18 protein-coding genes, 1 tRNA gene and 1 pseudogene are annotated in these 18,441 nt (G+C 64.2%); 13 read left to right on the forward strand and 7 right to left on the reverse strand.

What is annotated here, in order from left to right:
- Positions 1-133: 133 nt before the first annotated feature.
- The 8 genes from H2LOC_RS11170 (at position 134) to H2LOC_RS11205 (ending at position 8,265) form a co-directional block, all read left to right on the forward strand.
- Positions 134-1,357, forward strand: a complete 1,224-nt coding sequence (locus tag H2LOC_RS11170) for a type II secretion system F family protein (RefSeq protein WP_136496464.1) — start codon at positions 134-136, stop codon at positions 1,355-1,357.
- The gene (locus H2LOC_RS11175) at positions 1,354-1,812 is read left to right on the forward strand and encodes a GspH/FimT family pseudopilin (protein ID WP_136496465.1); all 459 of its coding nucleotides are present in this window, start codon (positions 1,354-1,356) and stop codon (positions 1,810-1,812) included. The genes H2LOC_RS11170 and H2LOC_RS11175 overlap by 4 nt, the downstream gene beginning before the upstream one ends.
- Positions 1,797-2,276: a type IV pilus modification PilV family protein gene (locus tag H2LOC_RS11180; protein WP_162009750.1), complete on the forward strand. Its 480-nt coding sequence runs from the start codon at positions 1,797-1,799 to the stop codon at positions 2,274-2,276. Before H2LOC_RS11175 ends, H2LOC_RS11180 begins: the two co-directional genes overlap by 16 nt.
- Entirely contained in the window at positions 2,273-2,908 is a 636-nt protein-coding gene (locus H2LOC_RS11185; RefSeq protein ID WP_136496467.1) for a prepilin-type N-terminal cleavage/methylation domain-containing protein, read from the forward strand. The genes H2LOC_RS11180 and H2LOC_RS11185 overlap by 4 nt, the downstream gene beginning before the upstream one ends.
- Before the next feature lie 253 nt (positions 2,909-3,161).
- Positions 3,162-5,465 carry a TonB-dependent receptor gene (locus H2LOC_RS11190; protein WP_136496468.1) on the forward strand — a complete coding sequence of 768 codons (2,304 nt, stop codon included), beginning with the start codon at positions 3,162-3,164 and terminating at the stop codon, positions 5,463-5,465.
- Between the two features lie 10 nt (positions 5,466-5,475).
- A complete protein-coding gene (locus H2LOC_RS11195; RefSeq protein ID WP_136496469.1) occupies positions 5,476-6,474 on the forward strand; it encodes an ABC transporter substrate-binding protein in 999 nt (332 codons plus the stop codon).
- Positions 6,431-7,486 carry a FecCD family ABC transporter permease gene (locus tag H2LOC_RS11200; RefSeq protein ID WP_246206798.1) on the forward strand — a complete coding sequence of 352 codons (1,056 nt, stop codon included), beginning with the start codon at positions 6,431-6,433 and terminating at the stop codon, positions 7,484-7,486. The genes H2LOC_RS11195 and H2LOC_RS11200 overlap by 44 nt, the downstream gene beginning before the upstream one ends.
- Positions 7,483-8,265 carry an ABC transporter ATP-binding protein gene (locus H2LOC_RS11205; protein ID WP_136496470.1) on the forward strand — a complete coding sequence of 261 codons (783 nt, stop codon included), beginning with the start codon at positions 7,483-7,485 and terminating at the stop codon, positions 8,263-8,265. Before H2LOC_RS11200 ends, H2LOC_RS11205 begins: the two co-directional genes overlap by 4 nt.
- Here the strand turns inward: H2LOC_RS11205 and H2LOC_RS11210 are convergent.
- The 3 genes from H2LOC_RS11210 to H2LOC_RS11220 all read right to left on the reverse strand — a co-directional run bounded on the left by H2LOC_RS11210 (position 8,237) and on the right by H2LOC_RS11220 (position 10,672).
- Entirely contained in the window at positions 8,237-9,322 is a 1,086-nt protein-coding gene (locus tag H2LOC_RS11210) for an LLM class flavin-dependent oxidoreductase (protein ID WP_136496471.1), read from the reverse strand. The genes H2LOC_RS11205 and H2LOC_RS11210 overlap by 29 nt on opposite strands.
- A gap of 249 nt (positions 9,323-9,571) precedes the next feature.
- A complete protein-coding gene (smbP, locus tag H2LOC_RS11215; RefSeq protein ID WP_136496472.1) occupies positions 9,572-9,910 on the reverse strand; it encodes a small metal-binding protein SmbP in 339 nt (112 codons plus the stop codon).
- Positions 9,911-10,596: 686 nt separating this feature from the next.
- Positions 10,597-10,672: transfer RNA gene (locus H2LOC_RS11220), tRNA-Lys, on the reverse strand.
- A gap of 306 nt (positions 10,673-10,978) precedes the next feature.
- Here H2LOC_RS11220 and H2LOC_RS11225 point away from each other — a divergent pair.
- The 5 genes and pseudogenes from H2LOC_RS11225 (at position 10,979) to H2LOC_RS11245 (ending at position 14,925) form a co-directional block, all read left to right on the forward strand.
- On the forward strand, positions 10,979-11,482 hold the full coding sequence (locus tag H2LOC_RS11225; RefSeq protein ID WP_154331631.1) for an RNA polymerase subunit sigma-70: 504 nt from the start codon (positions 10,979-10,981) through the stop codon (positions 11,480-11,482).
- Between the two features lie 7 nt (positions 11,483-11,489).
- Complete coding sequence (locus H2LOC_RS11230; RefSeq protein ID WP_154331632.1) at positions 11,490-12,383, forward strand: anti-sigma factor family protein; 894 nt, start codon at positions 11,490-11,492, stop codon at positions 12,381-12,383.
- A 52-nt stretch (positions 12,384-12,435) separates the two neighbouring features.
- Complete coding sequence (gene cobS, locus H2LOC_RS11235) at positions 12,436-13,212, forward strand: adenosylcobinamide-GDP ribazoletransferase (RefSeq protein ID WP_136496473.1); 777 nt, start codon at positions 12,436-12,438, stop codon at positions 13,210-13,212.
- A 287-nt stretch (positions 13,213-13,499) separates the two neighbouring features.
- Positions 13,500-14,251 (forward strand): annotated as a pseudogene (locus H2LOC_RS11240) (IS5 family transposase).
- A 41-nt stretch (positions 14,252-14,292) separates the two neighbouring features.
- Positions 14,293-14,925 carry a hypothetical protein gene (locus H2LOC_RS11245; protein ID WP_136496474.1) on the forward strand — a complete coding sequence of 211 codons (633 nt, stop codon included), beginning with the start codon at positions 14,293-14,295 and terminating at the stop codon, positions 14,923-14,925.
- 9 nt (positions 14,926-14,934) lie between these two features.
- Here H2LOC_RS11245 and H2LOC_RS11250 read toward each other — a convergent pair whose 3' ends face one another.
- The 4 genes from H2LOC_RS11250 to exbD form a co-directional block, all read right to left on the reverse strand.
- On the reverse strand, positions 14,935-15,861 hold the full coding sequence (locus H2LOC_RS11250; protein ID WP_136496475.1) for a hypothetical protein: 927 nt from the start codon (positions 15,859-15,861) through the stop codon (positions 14,935-14,937).
- Positions 15,862-16,103: 242 nt separating this feature from the next.
- A complete protein-coding gene (gene dusA, locus H2LOC_RS11255) occupies positions 16,104-17,156 on the reverse strand; it encodes a tRNA dihydrouridine(20/20a) synthase DusA (RefSeq protein WP_136496476.1) in 1,053 nt (350 codons plus the stop codon).
- 62 nt (positions 17,157-17,218) lie between these two features.
- Entirely contained in the window at positions 17,219-18,010 is a 792-nt protein-coding gene (locus H2LOC_RS11260) for a TonB family protein (protein ID WP_136496477.1), read from the reverse strand.
- Positions 18,007-18,438, reverse strand: a complete 432-nt coding sequence (gene exbD / locus H2LOC_RS11265; RefSeq protein ID WP_136496478.1) for a TonB system transport protein ExbD — start codon at positions 18,436-18,438, stop codon at positions 18,007-18,009. The genes H2LOC_RS11260 and exbD overlap by 4 nt, the downstream gene beginning before the upstream one ends.
- Between the last annotated feature and the right edge of the window lie 3 nt (positions 18,439-18,441).

An 18,441-nucleotide genomic window follows, 5' to 3' on the forward strand; every position in this document is an offset into this window, starting at 1 on the left:
CGCTGTTCGAGCGATCAGGAAATCGCGCCGGATCAACCAACTATAGCGCATTCTTGTCGCAATGGCCTGTCAGATCCTGCGACAATGCGCTCCGGAGCGGGTTTCGTCGGCGCGGCACTTTGGGAAGCGTTTGATGGCCTCATTTTTTTACCGCGCCTACACGGCGCAGGGCGAGCTGGACGAAGGCGAGATCGAGGCGCGCAGCCGCGAGGAAGCGGAGGATATGCTGTGGGCCCGCGGCCTCACGCCCTTCGAGACCCGAGCCGCGGGCGGCGGCGGCGCCAAAGCCGGGGCCAAGAGCGGCGGGCAGGGAAAGAAGCGCCTCAAGCCGGCCGACGTCGCCGCTTTCACCCGCGATTTCGCCACCCTGGAGGAAGCCGACGTCCCGCTCGACCGCGCGCTGCGGATTTTGAGCGAGCAGGCCCCGAACCCGGTCCGGCGCGAACTCACCGAGGAAGTGCTCCGCAGGCTGCTGGACGGCGCCACCCTTTCGGATTCGCTCGCCGCGACCTCCTCGGCTTTCGGCGACGGCTACATCAGCGTTGTCAGGGCCGGCGAAACCATGGGCGACATCGGCGGCGCCCTCGCCCAGATGGCCGACATGCTCGAACGCCGGCAGGAGCTGCGCGCCCGCATCCAGTCCGCGCTGGTCTATCCCGTGGTGCTGATCGTGCTTGCGCTCGTCTCCACCGGCATCGTGATCGCCGTGCTGGCGCCGGCGGTGGCCCCGATCTTTTCGGAAAGCGGCAAGCCCATGCCGGGCGGGCTCCAGTTCATCATGGGCCTCGAAGACCAATGGCCCTATATTCTCGGCTTTATCGTCTTCCTGGTGGGTTTCTTCTTCTGGTTCCGGTCCTACGCCGCGGCGCGCCCGCCGGTTCAGCTCGCCGTCGACCGCCGGATGCTCGACCTTCCGGTCATCGGCCCGATGAAGGCGCAATACGACACCTCCCAATTCGCCCGCACATTGGGCGCGATGCTGAAGGCGGGCGTGCCCCTGCTTCAGGGACTGGAGAGCGCGGTGCAGTCGGTGGGCAATATGTTCCTTCGCGAGCAGCTCGGCGGCGTGGTCGACTCGGTCCGCAACGGCGGCAGCCTTTCGCGCGGGCTCGCCGAGATCAAGCATCTGCCGACCGTCGTGCCCCAGCTCGTCGCGGTAGGCGAGGAAGCCGGCGAACTGGCCCCGATGCTGCTGCGCGTCGCGAGCAGCTTCGAGCGCGCCACCGAGCGTTCGATCGAGCGGGCGATGAGCCTGCTGACGCCGCTTCTCACCGTCATGATCGCCGGGCTCGTCGGCGCGCTGGTGCTGACGGTGATGAACGCCGTGCTCGGCATCAACGAACTCGCGACCCAATGAGGCGCTTTCGCCGCCATTCCGCGCGGGCGGGTTTCACCCTGCTGGAAACCCTGGCCGTGCTGGCGATTTTCGCGCTCATCATGGGCGTCTCGACCCCGCTGCTTCGGCCCGCCCCCGGCGGGCTCCAGCTTCAGGCGGCGGCGCGCAGGCTATGCGCCACGATGCGCGACGCCCGCGCCCGCGCCATCGCGGGAAACAGCGAATTCGCCGTCAGTTTCAATCTCGCGCGCAAGAGCTATTGGACCCCGGTCGTCGCCGAGACCTTTCTTCCGCCGCAGGCGCAGATGGATTTGAAAATCGCAGAAGCGAGACGCCGCGGCGCCAATGAAGGCGACATTCTGTTCTTTCCCGGCGGCTCCTCGACCGGCGGGGAGGTCACGCTTTCCCTCGGCGGACGTGCAGCCATCGTCGACGTCAACTGGCTGACGGGGGCGGCAAGATGCGAGGTTTCGTGAAAACCCTGCGGGCGAGGCCGGGCCGCGGCAAGGCGCTGCGCCGGCGCGGCGGTTTCATTCTGATCGAGGCGCTGGCGGCTTTCGCCATACTGACACTCTCGCTCGCTGCCCTGATCAGCGGCCTCTCCGGCGCGGTTCACAACGACGATCGCGCCGATTTCATGCTCCGCGCCACGCGCCTCGCCCGCTCGGAATTCGAGGCGCTGGGCGTCGAGTCGCCTCCGCCGCCGGGCCTGCGCCAAGGGCGCAGCGAGGACGGCCTGATCTACGCCATCACGGTGAATTTCGCGCCCACCCCTCCTCAGACCAACAATGCTCCGCTGGTGCCCAACGCGCCGACCTACAAGACGATCGCCTTCTGGGCGCATATCGACGTCACCCGGGGCGCCGAAACCACCGGCAAGGCGCTCAGCATGGGATTCGACACCTTCAAGATCGTGGTCATCAGCGAGGACGCGCGATGAAGCGCCGGATCCGACGGCGCCGCGACGCCGGCTTCACCCTGCTGGAGCTGCTGCTTTCCCTGGCCCTTCTCGCCCTGCTCATGGGGTCCCTGCTCAGCGGCATGCAGCTCGCGCAGAAAGCCTTCGAAACCAGCCGCTCGAATCAGGCGGTCGGCGACCTCGAAGCCGCGGCGACGGCTTTGTCGGACATGCTGTCCCACGCCTATCCGATGATGATTCCGGACCAGAAGAAGGGACAGACCCTGTTCTTTTTCGGTCGCCCGGATGGCTGCATGTTCGTCGGACTGAGCGAAGGCCAGACCCAGGCGGGCGGATTTTTCGCCGGGGAGATCGGCCTCGAACCCAATGGCTCCAGCGCCGATCTCGCCGTCTGGACCCAGTCTTTCCGCCCCGCGGAAGCCTCGCAGATCGCGCGCAGCTCGATGCAGAAGACCGAGGCCGTGCGCGGTGTCTCTTTCCTCCAGCTGCGCTATTTCGGAGTGATGGAAGAAGGCAAGCCGCCGCGCTGGAGCGACAACTGGCTCGATGCGGCTCACCTGCCGAAACTCATCGCCGTGCGTTTCACCACGGCCCGCTTCGGCAGGCCGGTCGAGATCGACTTCACCGTCGCCTTGCGCCAGGAGGCGCAATAGCGGCCGCCATCCGAGCTTTGCGCGGCCTCTCGACGACGCAGGAGCGAAATAGGAGAAAGCTATATAGCGCTGCTGAAATTATTGACAGTTTTCCGCAAAATTGAGCGCAATGCGCACTTTATATAGTTGCACTACATAGCGAATTAGGACGAAAAGCCCTGCAAGGCGCGAATATCCCTTGCAGCCCGGAAGCGAAATTTCGGCTCCCTGCAAGCAGATATCCGCGCTCGGCGCGTTCCGGCGGGGGGCTGTAATGGTGAAATTCAATAGGTCGATGCGCGCTGCGCTGCTTGCCGGCGCGTCGACCATGGTCTGGCTGAAATGCCTTGGCGCAGTTTGGGCTCAGGAGTCGTTGCCGGATATTCTTATAGGTTCCCCCCAGCAATCTGCGGCGCCGGCTGGACAGGCGGATGCGCCGGCCGGCCAGTCCGGGGCGGATTTCTCATACAGCGGCGGGCCGCTGATCGATCCGGCGCAGAGTCCGGAACCCAATCCCGTGAGCTCGGTGACGCCCGAGGGCATCAGAATACTGGGCGGGCCGGCCCAGGCCAGCTCTTACAAGCCGCTCGATCTCATGCCCAGCGTGATCGAGGACTCGGCCGACCCTTACGGCCTTTCCTTCACGCGCAGCATCACCGTGCGCGGCGTTTCCGATTTCTTTCTGTCCCGCACCATCGACGGGCTGCCGATCGCCGGCATCGTCGGCGGCGCCGACCTCATCGACTTGAGCAACCTGTCTCGCATCGATCTCTATCGCGGCAGCCTGCAGGCCAACCAGGGCCTCGGATTTGCGAGCGCTGCTGGCCAGCTCGATCAGATCATGCTGCCTCCAAAAGCCGAATATGGCGGCTGGATCAGCCAGGGCGCCGGCTCCGACGGTTTTTGGCGCACGGCGGCGCGCGTCGACTCGGGCCTGCTCCCGACAGGAACGGCTTTCTTCGTTTCGGGGTCCTGGACCGAGGCCAATAAATGGAAAGGCGACGGCGACGCATCGCGCAAGAACGTCATGTTCGGGCTGAGCCAGAAGCTCGGCGACAATATCGACGTCAAGGTCTACGGCGTTCACAACGACCAGAAGGCCTATTCCTATCTGCCGTTGACCTACGCCCAGACGACGATGCTCTCCGCCTACGCCTGGGCTGATTACAACACCCAGTTCACCGGCAAGCCCAAGGTCGACAACAATAGTTATCTCTTCAACAAGACCCGTTACGCCGACAACGCCATCTGGACCGAAATCACCTACAAGATGGAGGGCGATCAGTCTTTCGTGCTGAAGCCGTATTATTGGCGAAACGAGGGCTCCCAGCTCACGACTTCCGGGACGGGCGTCAAATTGTGGCCGATCAACAATTACACTTTGGGCGGGGTCGCCGAATATCGCAAGCGCTTCTCCTGGGGCGGCGATCTCCTGCTCGGCTATTGGGGCGAGGACGCCAAGCCCGAGCCTCCGCCGCTCGGTCAGCAGCAGTTCAACGTAACGAGCGTCGGAACGCTGAGCTACGCCAACTGGTCGGTGCTGGCGAAGTCGACCGACCACGAGTTCTACAGCCCCTTCATGCAATATACGCAGAGCTATAACGCCACGACGGTCTCGGGCGGCGTGCGGCTGCTCGTGGAAGGCGCGCCGGCGCTGCAATATTACACGACCACGGGACTACCCCAAGTCTCCTATACCGACGTCTTCGCCTACGCTCCGAGGCCCGACCCCAATGCGGCAGTGGCCGCGCGGACTTTCACCGATTGGCTTCCCAATCTCGGCTTTCGCCAGCAATTGTCCAACGAGTGGAGCCTCAACGCGAGTTACAGCCGCAAGACCGGCCGGCCCGACTGGGGGCCGCAGGCCAGCTCCTTCACGGGCGCGGAAGCCGCCTTTCTCAAGAGAGGGATCAACATGCAGACGCTCATGAGCAAGATACGGCCCGAGCTCGTCGACGAGATCGACTTCGGCGTGCGTTACCAATCCGGCGATCTGACCATCATTCCAACCTTCTTCGGCTTCACGACCCACAAGAAGGAGGTGCTGGTCTACGACCCCAACGTCGGACAAAGCTATTACCAGAGCAACGCCGCGACGAACGGCTACGGATTCGAGATCGAGGCGATCTACAAGGCGAGCGACCACGTCACGCTGAACGGCACTTTCACCGACGCCTCCGAAACCTACAAATCCAACATCGCGACCGGGACCAACACGCTCATGTATATCGCCGGCAAGCAGGTTCCCTATACGCCGACGATCCAGGCGAAAGGCGCGGTCACCTGGCACGACTACGGGTTCGAAATCACCCCGAGCATCCGTTACGTCAGCACGCGATACGGATTGGCGGACGACACCCAGGCGGTCAGCCCCTACGCCGTCGTGGATCTCAACGCCTCCTATGATTTAGGCGCGAGATTGGGCCTGAAGGCCATGCGCCTCAACGCCGGAATTCTCAACCTCACCGATCGCCGCTATATCGGCGCGATATCCGTCAACGAAGACAATCTCAACAGCACCTCCTATTACGTGGCGCCGCCGAGAACCATCTTCGCCGGGATCACGGCGAACTTCTAAAAGCAAGGCCATGACTCCCATCCGCCTCCTTCTCATCATCGCTCTCCTGTGCTGCAGCGCTCCTGCGGCGCAGGCGCGCGCGATCGTCGACATGGCCGGCCGCAAGGTCGAAATCCGCGACCGGATCGAGCGCGTCGTGACGCTCGGGGCCGTGCCCGTCATCAACGGCTTCCTTTTCGCTCTGCATGAACAGGACACGCTCGCGAACGGCCTGCCGCCGCAGCTCGCGCGCAAATATCAATATGTCTTTGCGCCCGGCCTCGCGGGAAAGCCGGTCGTGCAAGGCGCCGAAAAAGGCCTCGCCGTCGAGGACATATTGGCGTTGAAGCCGGACCTCGTTCTGACGATGGACATCGCGACGGCGCAAAAGCTCGGCGATCTCGGCCTGCCGGTCGTCTTCCTGCGATGGACCGCGCCCGAAGACGTGAAAGCCCTGATGGCCTTGCTGGCCGAGGCTTTCGACAAGGCGGATCTCGCGCGCGACTACGCCGCCTATTTCGACGCGGTGGTGAGCCGCGTCTCGGCCTGGTCGGGCGCCGCATTGAATCGTCCGCGCGTGCTTTACGTCAATCTGCGCCGTCTCACCCAGCCGCACCGCATCGCCGAATGGTGGATAGAAAAAGCGGGCGGCCGCAGCGTCACCGACGATGGCCGTCTGCAGGAAAGCGTGACTTTCTCGCTGGAGCAGATGCTGGCCTGGGACCCCGAGATCATGATCGTCGCCGATCAGGGCGAACTCAAAACGGCCTATGCCGATCCGCGCTTCAAGGACCTCGCTGCGGTGCGCGACAAGCGCGTCTTCGTCGCGCCGATGGGGGCGCATCTTTGGGCCAATCGAACGATCGAACAGCCGCTCACTTTGCTTTGGGCCGCCTCGCTCATCCATCCCGAACGCATCTCGCGAGAAAAACTCGAGGCGGAAGCCGCGGCTTTCTACGCGCGCTTCTTCGACAAGGCGCTTTCGAATGAGCAGATCGATGAAATTCTCGCTGGCGCATCCGAGCGGTGAGGCGCAGCGCCAAGGGGCGGGCCTCCTGGCCCTTTCCGCGCTGCTGGTCCTGACGATGCTGTTCTCGCTCGCACTCGGCCGCTATTACGTTCCGCTGGAAACGCTGCTGCAAGTCCTCGCAGGGGCGGCGGGAATCGGCGGTCCCCAACCGAGCGGGACGGCCGAGACGATCGTTCTCATGGTGCGGCTCCCCCGCATCGTCGGCGCCGTGCTGATCGGCGCAGGGCTCTCCCTCTCCGGCCTCGCCTATCAGACCGTGTTTCGCAATCCGATCGCCTCGCCCGCCCTGCTCGGCGTCTCCGCCGGCGCAGGGTTCGGCGCTTCGGTCGCGCTGCTGCTGCGGGCGCCGGTTCTTTGCGTGCAGGGTGCGGGCTTTGTGGGCGGATTGGCCGCTGTGGCGATTGCGCTCGGCGCCGACAGGGCGATCAACACACGCTCGATCATCACCTTGACGCTTTGTGGAATGGTGGTCTCTGCGCTGTTTCAGGCGCTCATCTCGATCGTCAAATATGTCGCCGATCCGGTCGAAGCCCTGCCGACGATCACCTTCTGGCTCATGGGAAGCCTCGCCCGGATGAGCGCGTCCGACGCCATCGTCCTCGCCTGCCCGGTGATCCTCGGCGGCCTCGCGCTCTATCTCAACCGCTGGCGCATCGGCTTGCTCGCGCTCGGCGACCACGAGGCTGCGACCATGGGCGTGGATGTGCGGCGCTTGCGCATCCTCGTCATCTGCTGCGCGACGCTGATGAGCGCCGCGACGGTTTGCGTGGCCGGCGTGATCGGTTGGGTGGGTCTGCTGATTCCGCATCTCGCGCGCGCGAGCTTCGGCATGGAGCCGGGGCGGCTCACCGCTGCGACGGCCCTGTTCGGCGGCATTTTCTTGCTGCTGGTGGACGATCTCGCGCGTTCGATCTCCGCGATCGAAATTCCCCTCGGCGTGCTGACCGCCCTCATCGGGGCGCCCTTCTTCCTGATGTTTTTGCTGCGCGCGCGCCAGAGCCGCTGGGCATGAAGGCGCTGGAGGCCACCGGGCTCTGCTTTCGTCGCGAAGGCGGCGGAGAAGTTTTGAACGACATCAGCTTTGATCTCGACCGCGGAGAGGCGCTCGCGATCCTCGGCCCCAATGGCGCGGGCAAGAGCACGCTGGCGCTTTGCCTTTTGGGCCTGCTCGCCCCCCAGCGCGGCGTGGTGCGCATCAATGGCGCAGCCATAAGCCAGCTTTCACGCTCGGATCTGGCCCGGCTGATCGCCTATGTGCCCCAATCGACGCAGAGCGTTTTCGCCTTCGAGGCGGAGCATCTGGTGCTGATGGGGCGTTCGCCGCACATCGGACCTTTTGGCGCGCCCATGGAGGAGGATCGCCGCCTGACGCAGCAAGCGATGGAGCTGACCGGAGTCTGGCGCCTGCGCCATCGTCCGTTCACGGAGCTCTCAGGCGGCGAGCGCCAGATGGTGCTGATCGCGCGCGCCCTGGCGCAGGACGCGCCGATCATCGTCATGGACGAACCGACGGCCAGTCTCGACCTCGGCAATCAGGGCCGCGTGCTGGCGCTGGTGCGAGACCTCGCGCACATGGGCAAGAGCATAATCATGACGACCCATCTGCCCGATCAGGCCTTCAACCTGAAATGCCGCGTCGCGCTGATGAAGCAGGGGCGCCTCTGCGCCATCGGACCTGTCGCGCAGGTCTGCACGGCGCAAGCCATGAGCGATCTCTATGGCGCGCCGCTCCAGAGCCTCACAGGCGGAGCGGCGCAGGAAATCATCGCCTTTGCGCCGCGGCTCGATTGAAGGCGGCCTCGACCCGCGGGCGCACTTCGCTCCCGAGCAGATCGAGCGAGCGCTCCAGCAGTTCGATCGGCAGAAAGCCGAAGAAGGCGCTGAGCGCATTGAGATAGGCGACGCCCAATTCTTCGTTCAGCTCCATGATCCTGCGCGTGCAGGTTTCGGGCCCGCCGGCGATGACCATTTCGTGATAGAAGACCTCGGGATCGAGGTCCCGCTCCGCGACCACGCCCTTGCGATTGAACAGGCCGAAGCCTTTGAGCCTCGTCGTCAGCTTGAGCACGGTCGGCCAGAGCTCGGCTCGCGCGTTGGCGTCGCTCTCGCTCACATAAACGAAGCGGCCGAAGGGGACGGCGGAGGGATCGCCGCCGGCGTCGGTAAAGGCGCGCATGAGACGGCGCTGGTTGGCCATGCTGGTGATCCCGTGGCAGATCAGCCCATGGCCTTCTCGCGCCGCCCAGGCCGCCGTTTCTTCGGTATAGGTGCCCATGAAGACCGGCGGATGGGGGCGCTGCACGGGCTTGGGCTCGATGGAATATTCGTTCCCGTCAAAAGCGATCTTGCCCTCCGCCCAGGCCCGCGGCAGAAAGTCGAAGGTCTCGCGAAAGCGGTCGTTCACGCTCTCTGGATCGACGCCATAGACTTCGAGATAGCGGCCGTTGCCGCCGCGCGAGATCCCAAAGTCGACGCGGCCGTCGGAGAGAACGTCAAGCGTCGCGATCTCCTCCGCAAGCCGCACGGGGTGATGCAGGGCGAGCAGCAGCACGGAAAATCCGACGCGCAGCCTGCGCGTGCGCGCGAGGATCGCGGAAGCGAGTATCAGCGGCGACAGGCAGCGCCGGCCCTCCACTTCCACGATGCTGCCCTGGAAATGTTCTTCGTTGAGCCAGATCGCTTCGAAACCGAGCCCCTCGACGCGTTCGGCGAGATCGAGCAGGCGCGAAGTGGAAATGGATTCGAGCCCTCCGCCGCAGCCGGAAAGGCCCAAACGGAAACCGCGCGCACAGGAGGATAAATCCGCTGTTTTCACGCGGCCGGCGCAGCTGTTGCGGGCGATGTCCATCGGCGCTCCTTGATCATAGCGACGCGTTTTGACATTCGCGTTCAACGAAACGCATCAGCGCCGCGCATGGCGTAAGCCGCGCTTCAGGCAAGGAAGCGCGGCGATATGTAATTTATCTATATAATTTATCCCGATCCCGGAAATACAAATTTCAGGCGCCCGCGCCGAATAATCCGGCGGCCGTTCGCGGATGAAGTTTTTGGCGCAAAGCATGAGGCCGGGCGCGACTGCGGCCGCGCGCATTTCACGTCATTGAGGCAGACAAGGATGCGGAACCGTCTTCTCGAGCAGAGCGAGCGCGCTCTCGGCATGTTCGGCCGCCGCGACGAAGTCTTCTCGGGCGCCGTGGGCGATCGCCGCTTCGATAAAGACCAGAGCTTCAGAAGCCTTCAAACCGCGCTTGAAGCTCCCTGCATCCTGAACAAATGCGAGCGCCGCATCCAGGTGCTCCAGGAAATCGTTTCCGCGTCCGGCCTTGCCATGCTCGATGGCCGCCCTCAATTTCTCCACCGCAGCGCCTATCGCCGCAACAGGCGCCAAGAGAGCCGAAAGACCGATCCCTATCGCCAACCCGATTCCTGTGCTCATCTGCTCGACGCTCGCCGGAGCGCCCCCCAATCAATGATCATTACCATTGCATGATACAGGGCGACTAAGGCGCGAGTAGAACAATTTTTTTCTCGATCATGTCTGAAGACGCAGCGGAACGACCCGGCGCTGTCGCCCTTGCTCCTAAATTCCCCCTGGCGCCCGCCCGCGACGGAGAATATCCGGCCAGGACCGTCCAGATAAGTATTTCCCCCAGCTGGAGCGCGCCCTGCGGGGCGGATAAACGACAGCCCAAGTCGAATTTAAATAGGCGAGCGCATTGCATTGCGCAGCGGCCAGTCTCATTCATCGGACTGGTTTTGCGGCGTATATCTGGGCGAGGCTCGCGCCTCGCCCTTCTTTTTTGCGGGGTGAGGAAGAGGCGCGAGAATTTCCCCCCGGCGCCGGCATCGGCGTGACCGAAAGGAACGAGAGACGACGCGGGAGAGAGGCGCGAGACCTCTACGGCGCCCCCTCCCGGCCAAAAAAAGCGCATTGCGCCAAGGGCTAAGTAGCCCTTCGTAGGTAAACCCACTCAGGTTCGACATGGTTCCACGCCACGCCCAAACTGACCTTGATCATAGTTTCATGCGCCAGCGCGGCAGATGGGCCCGCTCGGGTTCCGCTATTTTCCAATATTTGGGAGGAATAGAGCCGCGAATTTGGCCAGGTTTTTGATTTTGCAGTGGTGAGCGCGCTGGGACTCGAACCCAGGACCCCCTGATTAAAAGTCAGATGCTCTACCGACTGAGCTACGCGCTCTCATGCTTGGTCCGGGCGCCGATCCGGCCTGGACCTTTATCTTTCGAAAAAGTGTCGGCCACTTTTTCGCGCCGGCCTCGGAAAGCCGGACAGTGACGTTCCACTAGCCTTCCCTGTTCCCCCGGTCAACCCCGCGGCGGGGGAAGAATCCCGGAGGAGCCGGTCTCATCAGGCCCCTGGCCCAAAAAAATCATGACGACCCTGCCCCAACCGATAGTCAAGCGCAGGGGAGTGGCATATCATAATCTGCAAAAAATAGCATTCGCATCGCAAAAACAAGCAAAAACATGGCGGAGCGGGCGGGAGATGGGCCAGAAAGAGGATCTGCTGCAGGAGCTCGAGGCGACGCTGCCGTCGCTTCGCCGCTATGCGCGCGCCCTGTGCGCCGGCGGCGGCTCTGGCGCGACCGACGATCTCGTGCAAACCGCCCTCGAACGCGCCACGGCCAAGGTGCGGGCAAAAGAACTTCAAGCCGGCGAAAGCGGCGCCGCGCGTCTTTGCGCCTATCGCGCGCTGACGGCGCTCGCCCGGGAGAAAACCGCTGGAACGGCGCCCAAGACTGCCGCGCAGCAGCCTCTCGTCGTCCAGGGCCTCGCCAATCTACCCTTCAACGAGCGGGCCACCCTTCTTCTGGTGGCGCTCGAAGGCTTTTCCTATGAGGCCGCCTCCAGCATTCTCGAGGTTCCGCGGGCGGTCCTGCTCGGACAGCTGCAGCGGGCGCGTTCGGCCCTCTCCGCCCTGGACCTTCGGCCCTTCGCTTCCTCGGATCGGCTCCGTCGCGCCAGCGCCTATCTGCGCATCGTCAAATAGCGCCTAGATGAGCGACTCCTTTCACGGCGTCCATGACGCCGATCTCCACGCCCTCGTAGACGGCGAGATTTCCCCCGAGCGCAGGCGTCAGGTCGAAGATCATCTGCTCGCCCATCCGGACGACGCCGAGCTGGTGGAAAACTGGCGACGGCAGAACGCGGCGCTCAGGGCCGCCTTCGATCCGGTGGCCCAGGAAACGCCGCCCCTGTCCTTGCGCAACGCCGCCGCCCGCAACGCCGCGGCGGGCCCTCCGCCGATAGAAACCGGCGCAGTTCATTGGGGGCGCCCGAGTTCGTCACGCTCGGTGCAGCGACTCGACGAGGCCCGCCAGAACCGGCGCAAGAAGGCGGCTTTGTCCTCGGCCCTCACCATGCTGGCGGGCGCCATGCTGGCGGGAATCGCGGTTTACGCCCTGACGCGTCCGGGGCCGCCCCCGCCTGCGTCTTCGATCACTTTGGCTCAGGGTTACGTCGACCGCGCCGACATGGACTTTCTGACCTATGCGCGCGAGCCGAAGCCGGTCGATTTCGAGCCTGGCCAGATGGGCGATCTGCTCGCGCTCCTGAGGCTGCGGGTAGGCTTTGCGCGGGCGCCCGACCTTTCCCAGGCCGGGCTTCGTTTTTTGGGCGGGCGCATCACGCCCGGACTCACCGCCCCGGCCGGGTTTCTGGTCTATGAAGCAGAGAGCGGGTCGCGCGTCGGGCTGTATTTCGAGCGGGCGGAATCCGGGCCGGCGCCGCGCGTCGCGCCCCGCGTCGACAGCAGCCTGACCGCGGTCGAGTGGCGGAGCGCGGGCATGGCCTTCGTGCTGATCGGACCGCTCGCGACGGAGGCGATGCAGGGGGCGGCGGAGCGCGCGGCGGCGGAAATCTCGGCGCCCGCGGAGCCGAGGAGCCCATAAAGGCCGCAAGGCCTCCTCGACATTATCGCCGATCGGCGGCACAACCCGCCTCATGATTTCTCGCCCGCTACGATCATTTGCGCAAGATGCGCTCTGCTGCCTGCAGTTCTATTCCCGCCTCGGCCTGCCCATCGCCGCCGGGGCGCCGGATTTCCGCCGCGCCTTGCGCGCGCTCCCTGTGGCGGGAGCCGTAATCGGCGGCTGCGGCGCAGCGGTTCTCGTTCTCGCGCACGCCTTTCGCCTGCCCGCGCTCCCGGCAGCGGCTTGCGCGATCGCGGCGCTGGTCGGCGTCGCCGGCGGACTGCATGAGGATGGCCTCGCCGATGTCGCCGACGGTTTCGGCGGCGGCGCGACCCGAGAACGCAAGCTCGAGATCATGCGCGACAGCCGGCTCGGTTCCTATGGCGCAATGGCCCTCGTCCTGGCGCTGATGCTTCGGGTCTTCGCCACCGCGGCGCTGCTCGATCGCAGCCTTTGGCTCGCTTGCTGCGCCGTGATGTTCGCCGCGGCGGCCTCGCGCGTCGCCGGTCTCGCGCCGCTCCTGCTGCTTGCGCCGGCGCGCAGCGGCGGACTCGGCGCCGCAATGCCGCGCCCCGCCCCCGAGGCGCTGAAAACGGCGGCGGCGCTCACCCTCGCCTGCTCCGCGATTCTGCTGCCGGCCGGCGCCCATATGTCGCAGCTTGCGGCGGCGCTTTTCGGGGCGATATTGGCTTGCGTCGGGGTCGCGAAACTGGCTGAACGCCAGATTGGCGGATATACCGGCGACGTTCTCGGCGCCGCCCAGCAGGCCGCGGAGATCGCTGTGCTGCTCGCGCTCTGCGCCGGGTGAGCCTTGGAAGGTTTTCGAGCGAAGCGGATGCCGCTTCGCGTGAAGAAAACCGGTCGAACAAAAATTCCTGGAGAATTTCGGTTCGATTCAAACCGGAAATTCTCCAGAGCGCTTGCCGACCAGACGCAGTCGTCTGGTCGCTAAGAAATCGCTCCAGATTCAAAAAGCTGGAGCAAAATCTCATCGAAAAAGCCTATCAACTTTTTCGGATTTTGCTCTAGGGCCTGTTGAGAATCAGGATTCCCATTTTGGTGGAAGGATGATTCAAGCTCCGAAAGGAGTTTGCAATGCCCCGATTCTGTCTGACGGACGGCCAATGGTCGAAGCTGGAGCCCTTTTGTCTTGGCAAGCCCTCCGATCCCGGCCGGACCGGGAGCGATGGGCGATTGTTTTTAGAGGCGATCTTGTGGATTGCGCGCACGGGCAGCCCCTGGCGCGATCTGCCTCCCGCCTTCGGCAAGTGGAACACCGTGTTCAAACGCTTTCGCGATTGGGTGAAGGCCGATGTGTTCAAGCGGATGTTTGACGCCGTGTCGGACGATCCAGACATGGAATACGCCATGATCGACGCCACCATCGTCAAGGTCCACCGCCATGGACAGGGCGCAAAAGGGGGACTCAGGGCCAGGCCATAGGCAAATCCAAAGGCGGCTGGACCACCAAAATCCTCGCGCTCACCGACGCGCTCGGCAATTTGGTCCGCTTCGTTCTGCTGCCGGGGCAACGCTTCGACACGGTCGGCGTCGCGCCTTTGATCGAGGGCGTCGAATTTGGCGCGCTGCTCGCCGACAAGGCCTTCGACAGCGACTGGATCGTCGCCGAACTGAACGAGCGCGGCGCGCAAATCGTCATCTCCCAACATCCAAGACGAAACGCGCCTCTCGCCATCGACATCGAGCTTTACAAAGCCCGTCACCTCATCGAAAACTTCTTCGGCAAACTCAAGGAGTTCAAGCGGATCGCCCTGCGCGCCGACAAAACCGATCAAAGCTTCACAGCCATGATCCGCCTCGCCGCCGCGCTCATCAATTCGCGATGAATCTCAACAAGCCCTAGGCCGCACGCAACAAGAGGCTGAACATGGGTCTGTTTCTCGCCGCCAGCGCATTCAGGCGCGCCGATCCCCAGGAAATCGCGCAAGCCTGCCGCGATTATTTCCTATCGCATGGCGTCGATATCGAGACCGTTCCTCCGGGAGCGCCGATCGACTATGCGTCCGACGTGGTCGTCTATGAGCCGCAGGGCGACTGGGCGGTCGTGCTGTGGCCGCAATATTTCGGGGTGAACGTCGGCGCCGCGGCTTGCGCGATCGCGGGTGAGAAAGACTGGCTGATCTCCACGGTCAAGATCTATGACGGCGCCTATTGGGAGCATCTCGCCCATCTTCACGGCGCGGAAATCCACAGCCATTGCTCGCGCCCCGGCTACTGGGACGAAGAGGGCGCCGTTTCGGACTGGGACAGCGACCCCGAGGAGCTCGCCGAGGCGTCCGGCGTCTCCGCCGATGCCCTGCGGCCCTATCTGGTCGATGCGGCCAAGCTCGAATCCGCCGAGGCGAAGGCCTTTCCCGAAGACCGGCACGAGCTTGCCGATGTCTGGGTTTTTTCCGATTTCTGGAGAAGGCTCGGCGTTTCCTTCCCCGAACCGGACGACAAGCCCGCAAAGGTCCTGCGGATCATGACGGCGGATTTTCTCGACAAGCTGCCGGTGTAGCCCGCGACCTCAGAACTCGTATTCCATCCTCAGCCGGGCGCGGTAGCGCGAGAAATCGACCAGATTCAGCGGCCGGTCGTCGCCGGCCGAATGGCCCGCGACCTCGGCGGAGAAGGCGCCCGCCAGAATCACCTTTTTCGTCACCTGCACATGGAAGGTCGGGCCGATATAAAGGGCGTCGCCCTGGTACGACTTGAAACCCAGGCTGTCATAGGCGCGGTAATATTCGATCTCCCCGCCCATCGCGATCTTGGGCGTTACGCGCCATGTCATTGCGGCGGTGACGCCCATCGAGGCCGCTTTCGCCCAGGCCGTATCGCCCACCGCCTTGGCGATGCCGGGTTCGTAGATCAGGTTCGCAGCGGCATAAAGCCTGTTCTCGATGAACTCGGTGTCGGCGAGGATCGCGAAGGTCGCGCCCATGGAGCGGGTGTGCTGGCCGCTGTCTCCGTCGACCCGGCCCCATTCCGGTTCGGCCATTATGGTCAAGCCGATGGGCGACTCCGGGCCGCGGCCGAGCAGCAGGTAACGCAGATTGGTGGAAAAGCCGCCGAAGCTGACGCGGTGGAGATCGGTGAGCTCGTCGTCGTTCTTTATCGAATGGCCGAAGCCGTGAAGGCTGAGCTCATAAGAAAAGAACTGGGTTGGGGTGCCCTCGAGCTCGACCTCCTGCTCCACCGCATTATAGACCCCGTGACGTCTGCGGAAGGCAGCGTTGGTGTCGGTCTCTACCGCGGTTTCGCCCTCCGCGCCGATGTCGGAGCCGTCGGTGAAGCCGAAAATATATTTGGTTTCGATCTCGTGGTACACGCCGTCTACGGAGAATGGAAATTGAGCATGCGCGGCGTCCTGGGCCTGGATCGGGGCCGTCCAAAGCAGCGCGCCCACAGGCAGCGTGAGACGTGCAACAGTTCGGCCGGCAGACGCGAACGACATATTCCTTCTCCCCTTCGATCATCCTCGCAGCCAGTAAATCTCTGTCGCTAAAGGCGCGCAAGGACTTGGGCGTCAGCTTGGACATCTTCCAATCTATAGTTTGGAAGCCCTCCAAAGAGCGCAGGATATTGTTTATTTTGTTTGAAAGCGCCGTCGCTTTTGTTGTTTAGCGGACAGCGATCAGAGCGTGTTCCCAAATTATGCGACGCGGTTTCAGGATGGGAACAGCTCCCTCAAAGCCGTTAGCCTTCGCTGGCGAGAGCAAGTTCACGCCGTTCCATGGCGCAGCGCACTTCTCCAACCGCCTGCAACAGCGTTTCGACGCCGGCGTCGGAGCGCACGGCCTCGAGCGCGAGGCGCCGGCGGTAGTGCCTCGCCCCCGGCATTCCCGCGAAGAAGCCGAGCATATGGCGCGTCACCGAAGACAGTCTCTCCCCGGCCGCGAGCTGGCGCTCGATATAGGGGATGTAGGCGTCGATCACATCGAAACAGTTCTCGAACGTAGCGGGCTCCCCGAAAAGCTCGGGATCGACCCGCAGCAGCAGCGCCGGATCGTGATAGGCCGCCCGGCCAACCATGACGCCATCGACGAAATCGAGCTGCTCGCGCATCGCCTCGATGGTCGCGAGGCCGCCATTGATCGCGATGGGGATTTCCGGATAGGCGCGCTTGAGCCGATGCACGAGTTCGTAATCCAGCGGCGGAACATCGCGGTTTTCTTTTGGAGAGAGGCCCTTGAGCCAAGCCTTGCGGGCGTGCACGACAAGCGCGTCGACGCCCGCGCCGATGCAGCTTTGCGCGAGTTCGAACAGCGCGGCCTCCGGCTCCTGATCGTCGACGCCGATCCGGCATTTGACCGTGACCGGAACATCCACGCGGTCCTTCATCGCGCGGACGCAATCGGCGACCAGCGCCGGGTTCAGCATCAGGCAGGCCCCGAAAGCGCCGTTCTGGACCCGGTCGGAAGGGCAGCCGACATTGAGATTGATTTCGTCATAGCCGAAGCTCTCGGCGATCTTTGCGGCCTTGGCGAGATCGGCCGGGTCCGAGCCGCCGAGCTGAAAGGCGACCGGGTGCTCGAAAGCGTCGTAGCCCAGCAGCCGCTCGCGATCGCCATGAATGACGGCGCCTGTGGTCAGCATCTCGGTATAGAGCCGCGCCCGCCGCGACATCAGCCGGTGCAAATACCGGCAATGGCGATCGGTCCAGTCCATCATCGGCGCGACGGAAAAGCGGATGTCCCGCCCCGTGACTTTCTTCACCCCGGTTTCACCACTCGCTCGCCCATGCTTCATGGACGCCTCACTACGACATTTTTTGCGGGTTTACACCCTGGGGCGAAGAGGAACGCCCTCCCCTATTTCCGCTCCGCCCTGAACTGCACCGGCACCTCGAAGGACAGGCTCTGGTCGGCGACGACGGGCGGAGGCGATGGCACGGGATCGGCCCGCTTCATCATCGCCAGCGCCGCCTCGTCGAAGACCGGCATGCCCGAGGAGCGCTTGATGCTGTAGGCGAGGACATGGCCGCGCCGATCGAGAGTAAAATGCACGCTGGCCTCGGCTGCGCGCCGGCCGCCGCCGACCGGGTAACGCTTGGCGCGGTTGAGATGCGCCATCAGCGCTTTCTGCCAGGTCAGCTTGACGGCATTGGCTGCGGCGTCCGCTCCCTGGACCGGCGCAGCGGGGCGATCGGCGACCCTGGCCGCCTCCGACTTTGGCGGCGCGGTCGCTTCCGAGGCGGCGGACTGATTTGCGACGAGCTGCTCAGCCTGTCGCGACTTCTGGTCCTCGACAGGTTTTTCCGGTTTGGCGTCGCGCGAGAGCTCAGCGTCATCGGCCTCGGCCCGGGCGATTTTTTCCTGGTTGTTCTCTTTCGTTTCGGAGGAAGCGGCGGAGGCCGCGGCCTCCGCGGATTCGTCGGCGAGAGGCCCGGGCGGTAGGTCGGTCGGCTCGCTCTCGCGCGCCGCGACCGGCTCCAGCGAAAGCTCGATCGCCGGCGCGCCGCTGGCGTCGTCCTCGGTTTCGCCGCGCAAAGCGACGAGCGCCGTCGCCGCGCCGGCGACATGCAGCAGGATGGCGCATAGCGCCGCGACGCTCCAGAGCTTGCTGTTCGGCGTCCGATCCCGGAGAGAAAGCGCGCCGCTCATTTCGCGTCGCCCGGCTGTTTGCCGCCGGCGTCGAGCGCGACCAGCGCAACCTTCAGAAAGCCGCCCGCGCGCAGCCGCTCCAGCACCGCCATCATCTCGCCATAGGGCACGGCGCTGTCGGCGCGCAGATAGATGCGCCTCCCTTTGTCGCCGAGCTGTCTTTCCAGCGTCGCGACGAGATCGTTGCGCTTGACCGGCATATCCCCGATCGCGAGCGCGAGATCGGATTGGATCGTCACATAGACCGGCTTTTCCGGCTTCTCATGCGGCGCCGCGTTGGAGGCCGGAAGATCGACCGGCAGATCCACCGTCGCGAGCGGCGCAGCCACCATGAAGATGATGAGCAGGACCAGCATCACGTCGATGAACGGCGTGACATTGATCTCATGGGTTTCCTGAAGGTCGCCTTTGCCGAGATGCGCAGCCATGAT

Source organism: Methylocystis heyeri, from assembly GCF_004802635.2.
GTDB classification, from domain to species: domain Bacteria; phylum Pseudomonadota; class Alphaproteobacteria; order Rhizobiales; family Beijerinckiaceae; genus Methylocystis; species Methylocystis heyeri.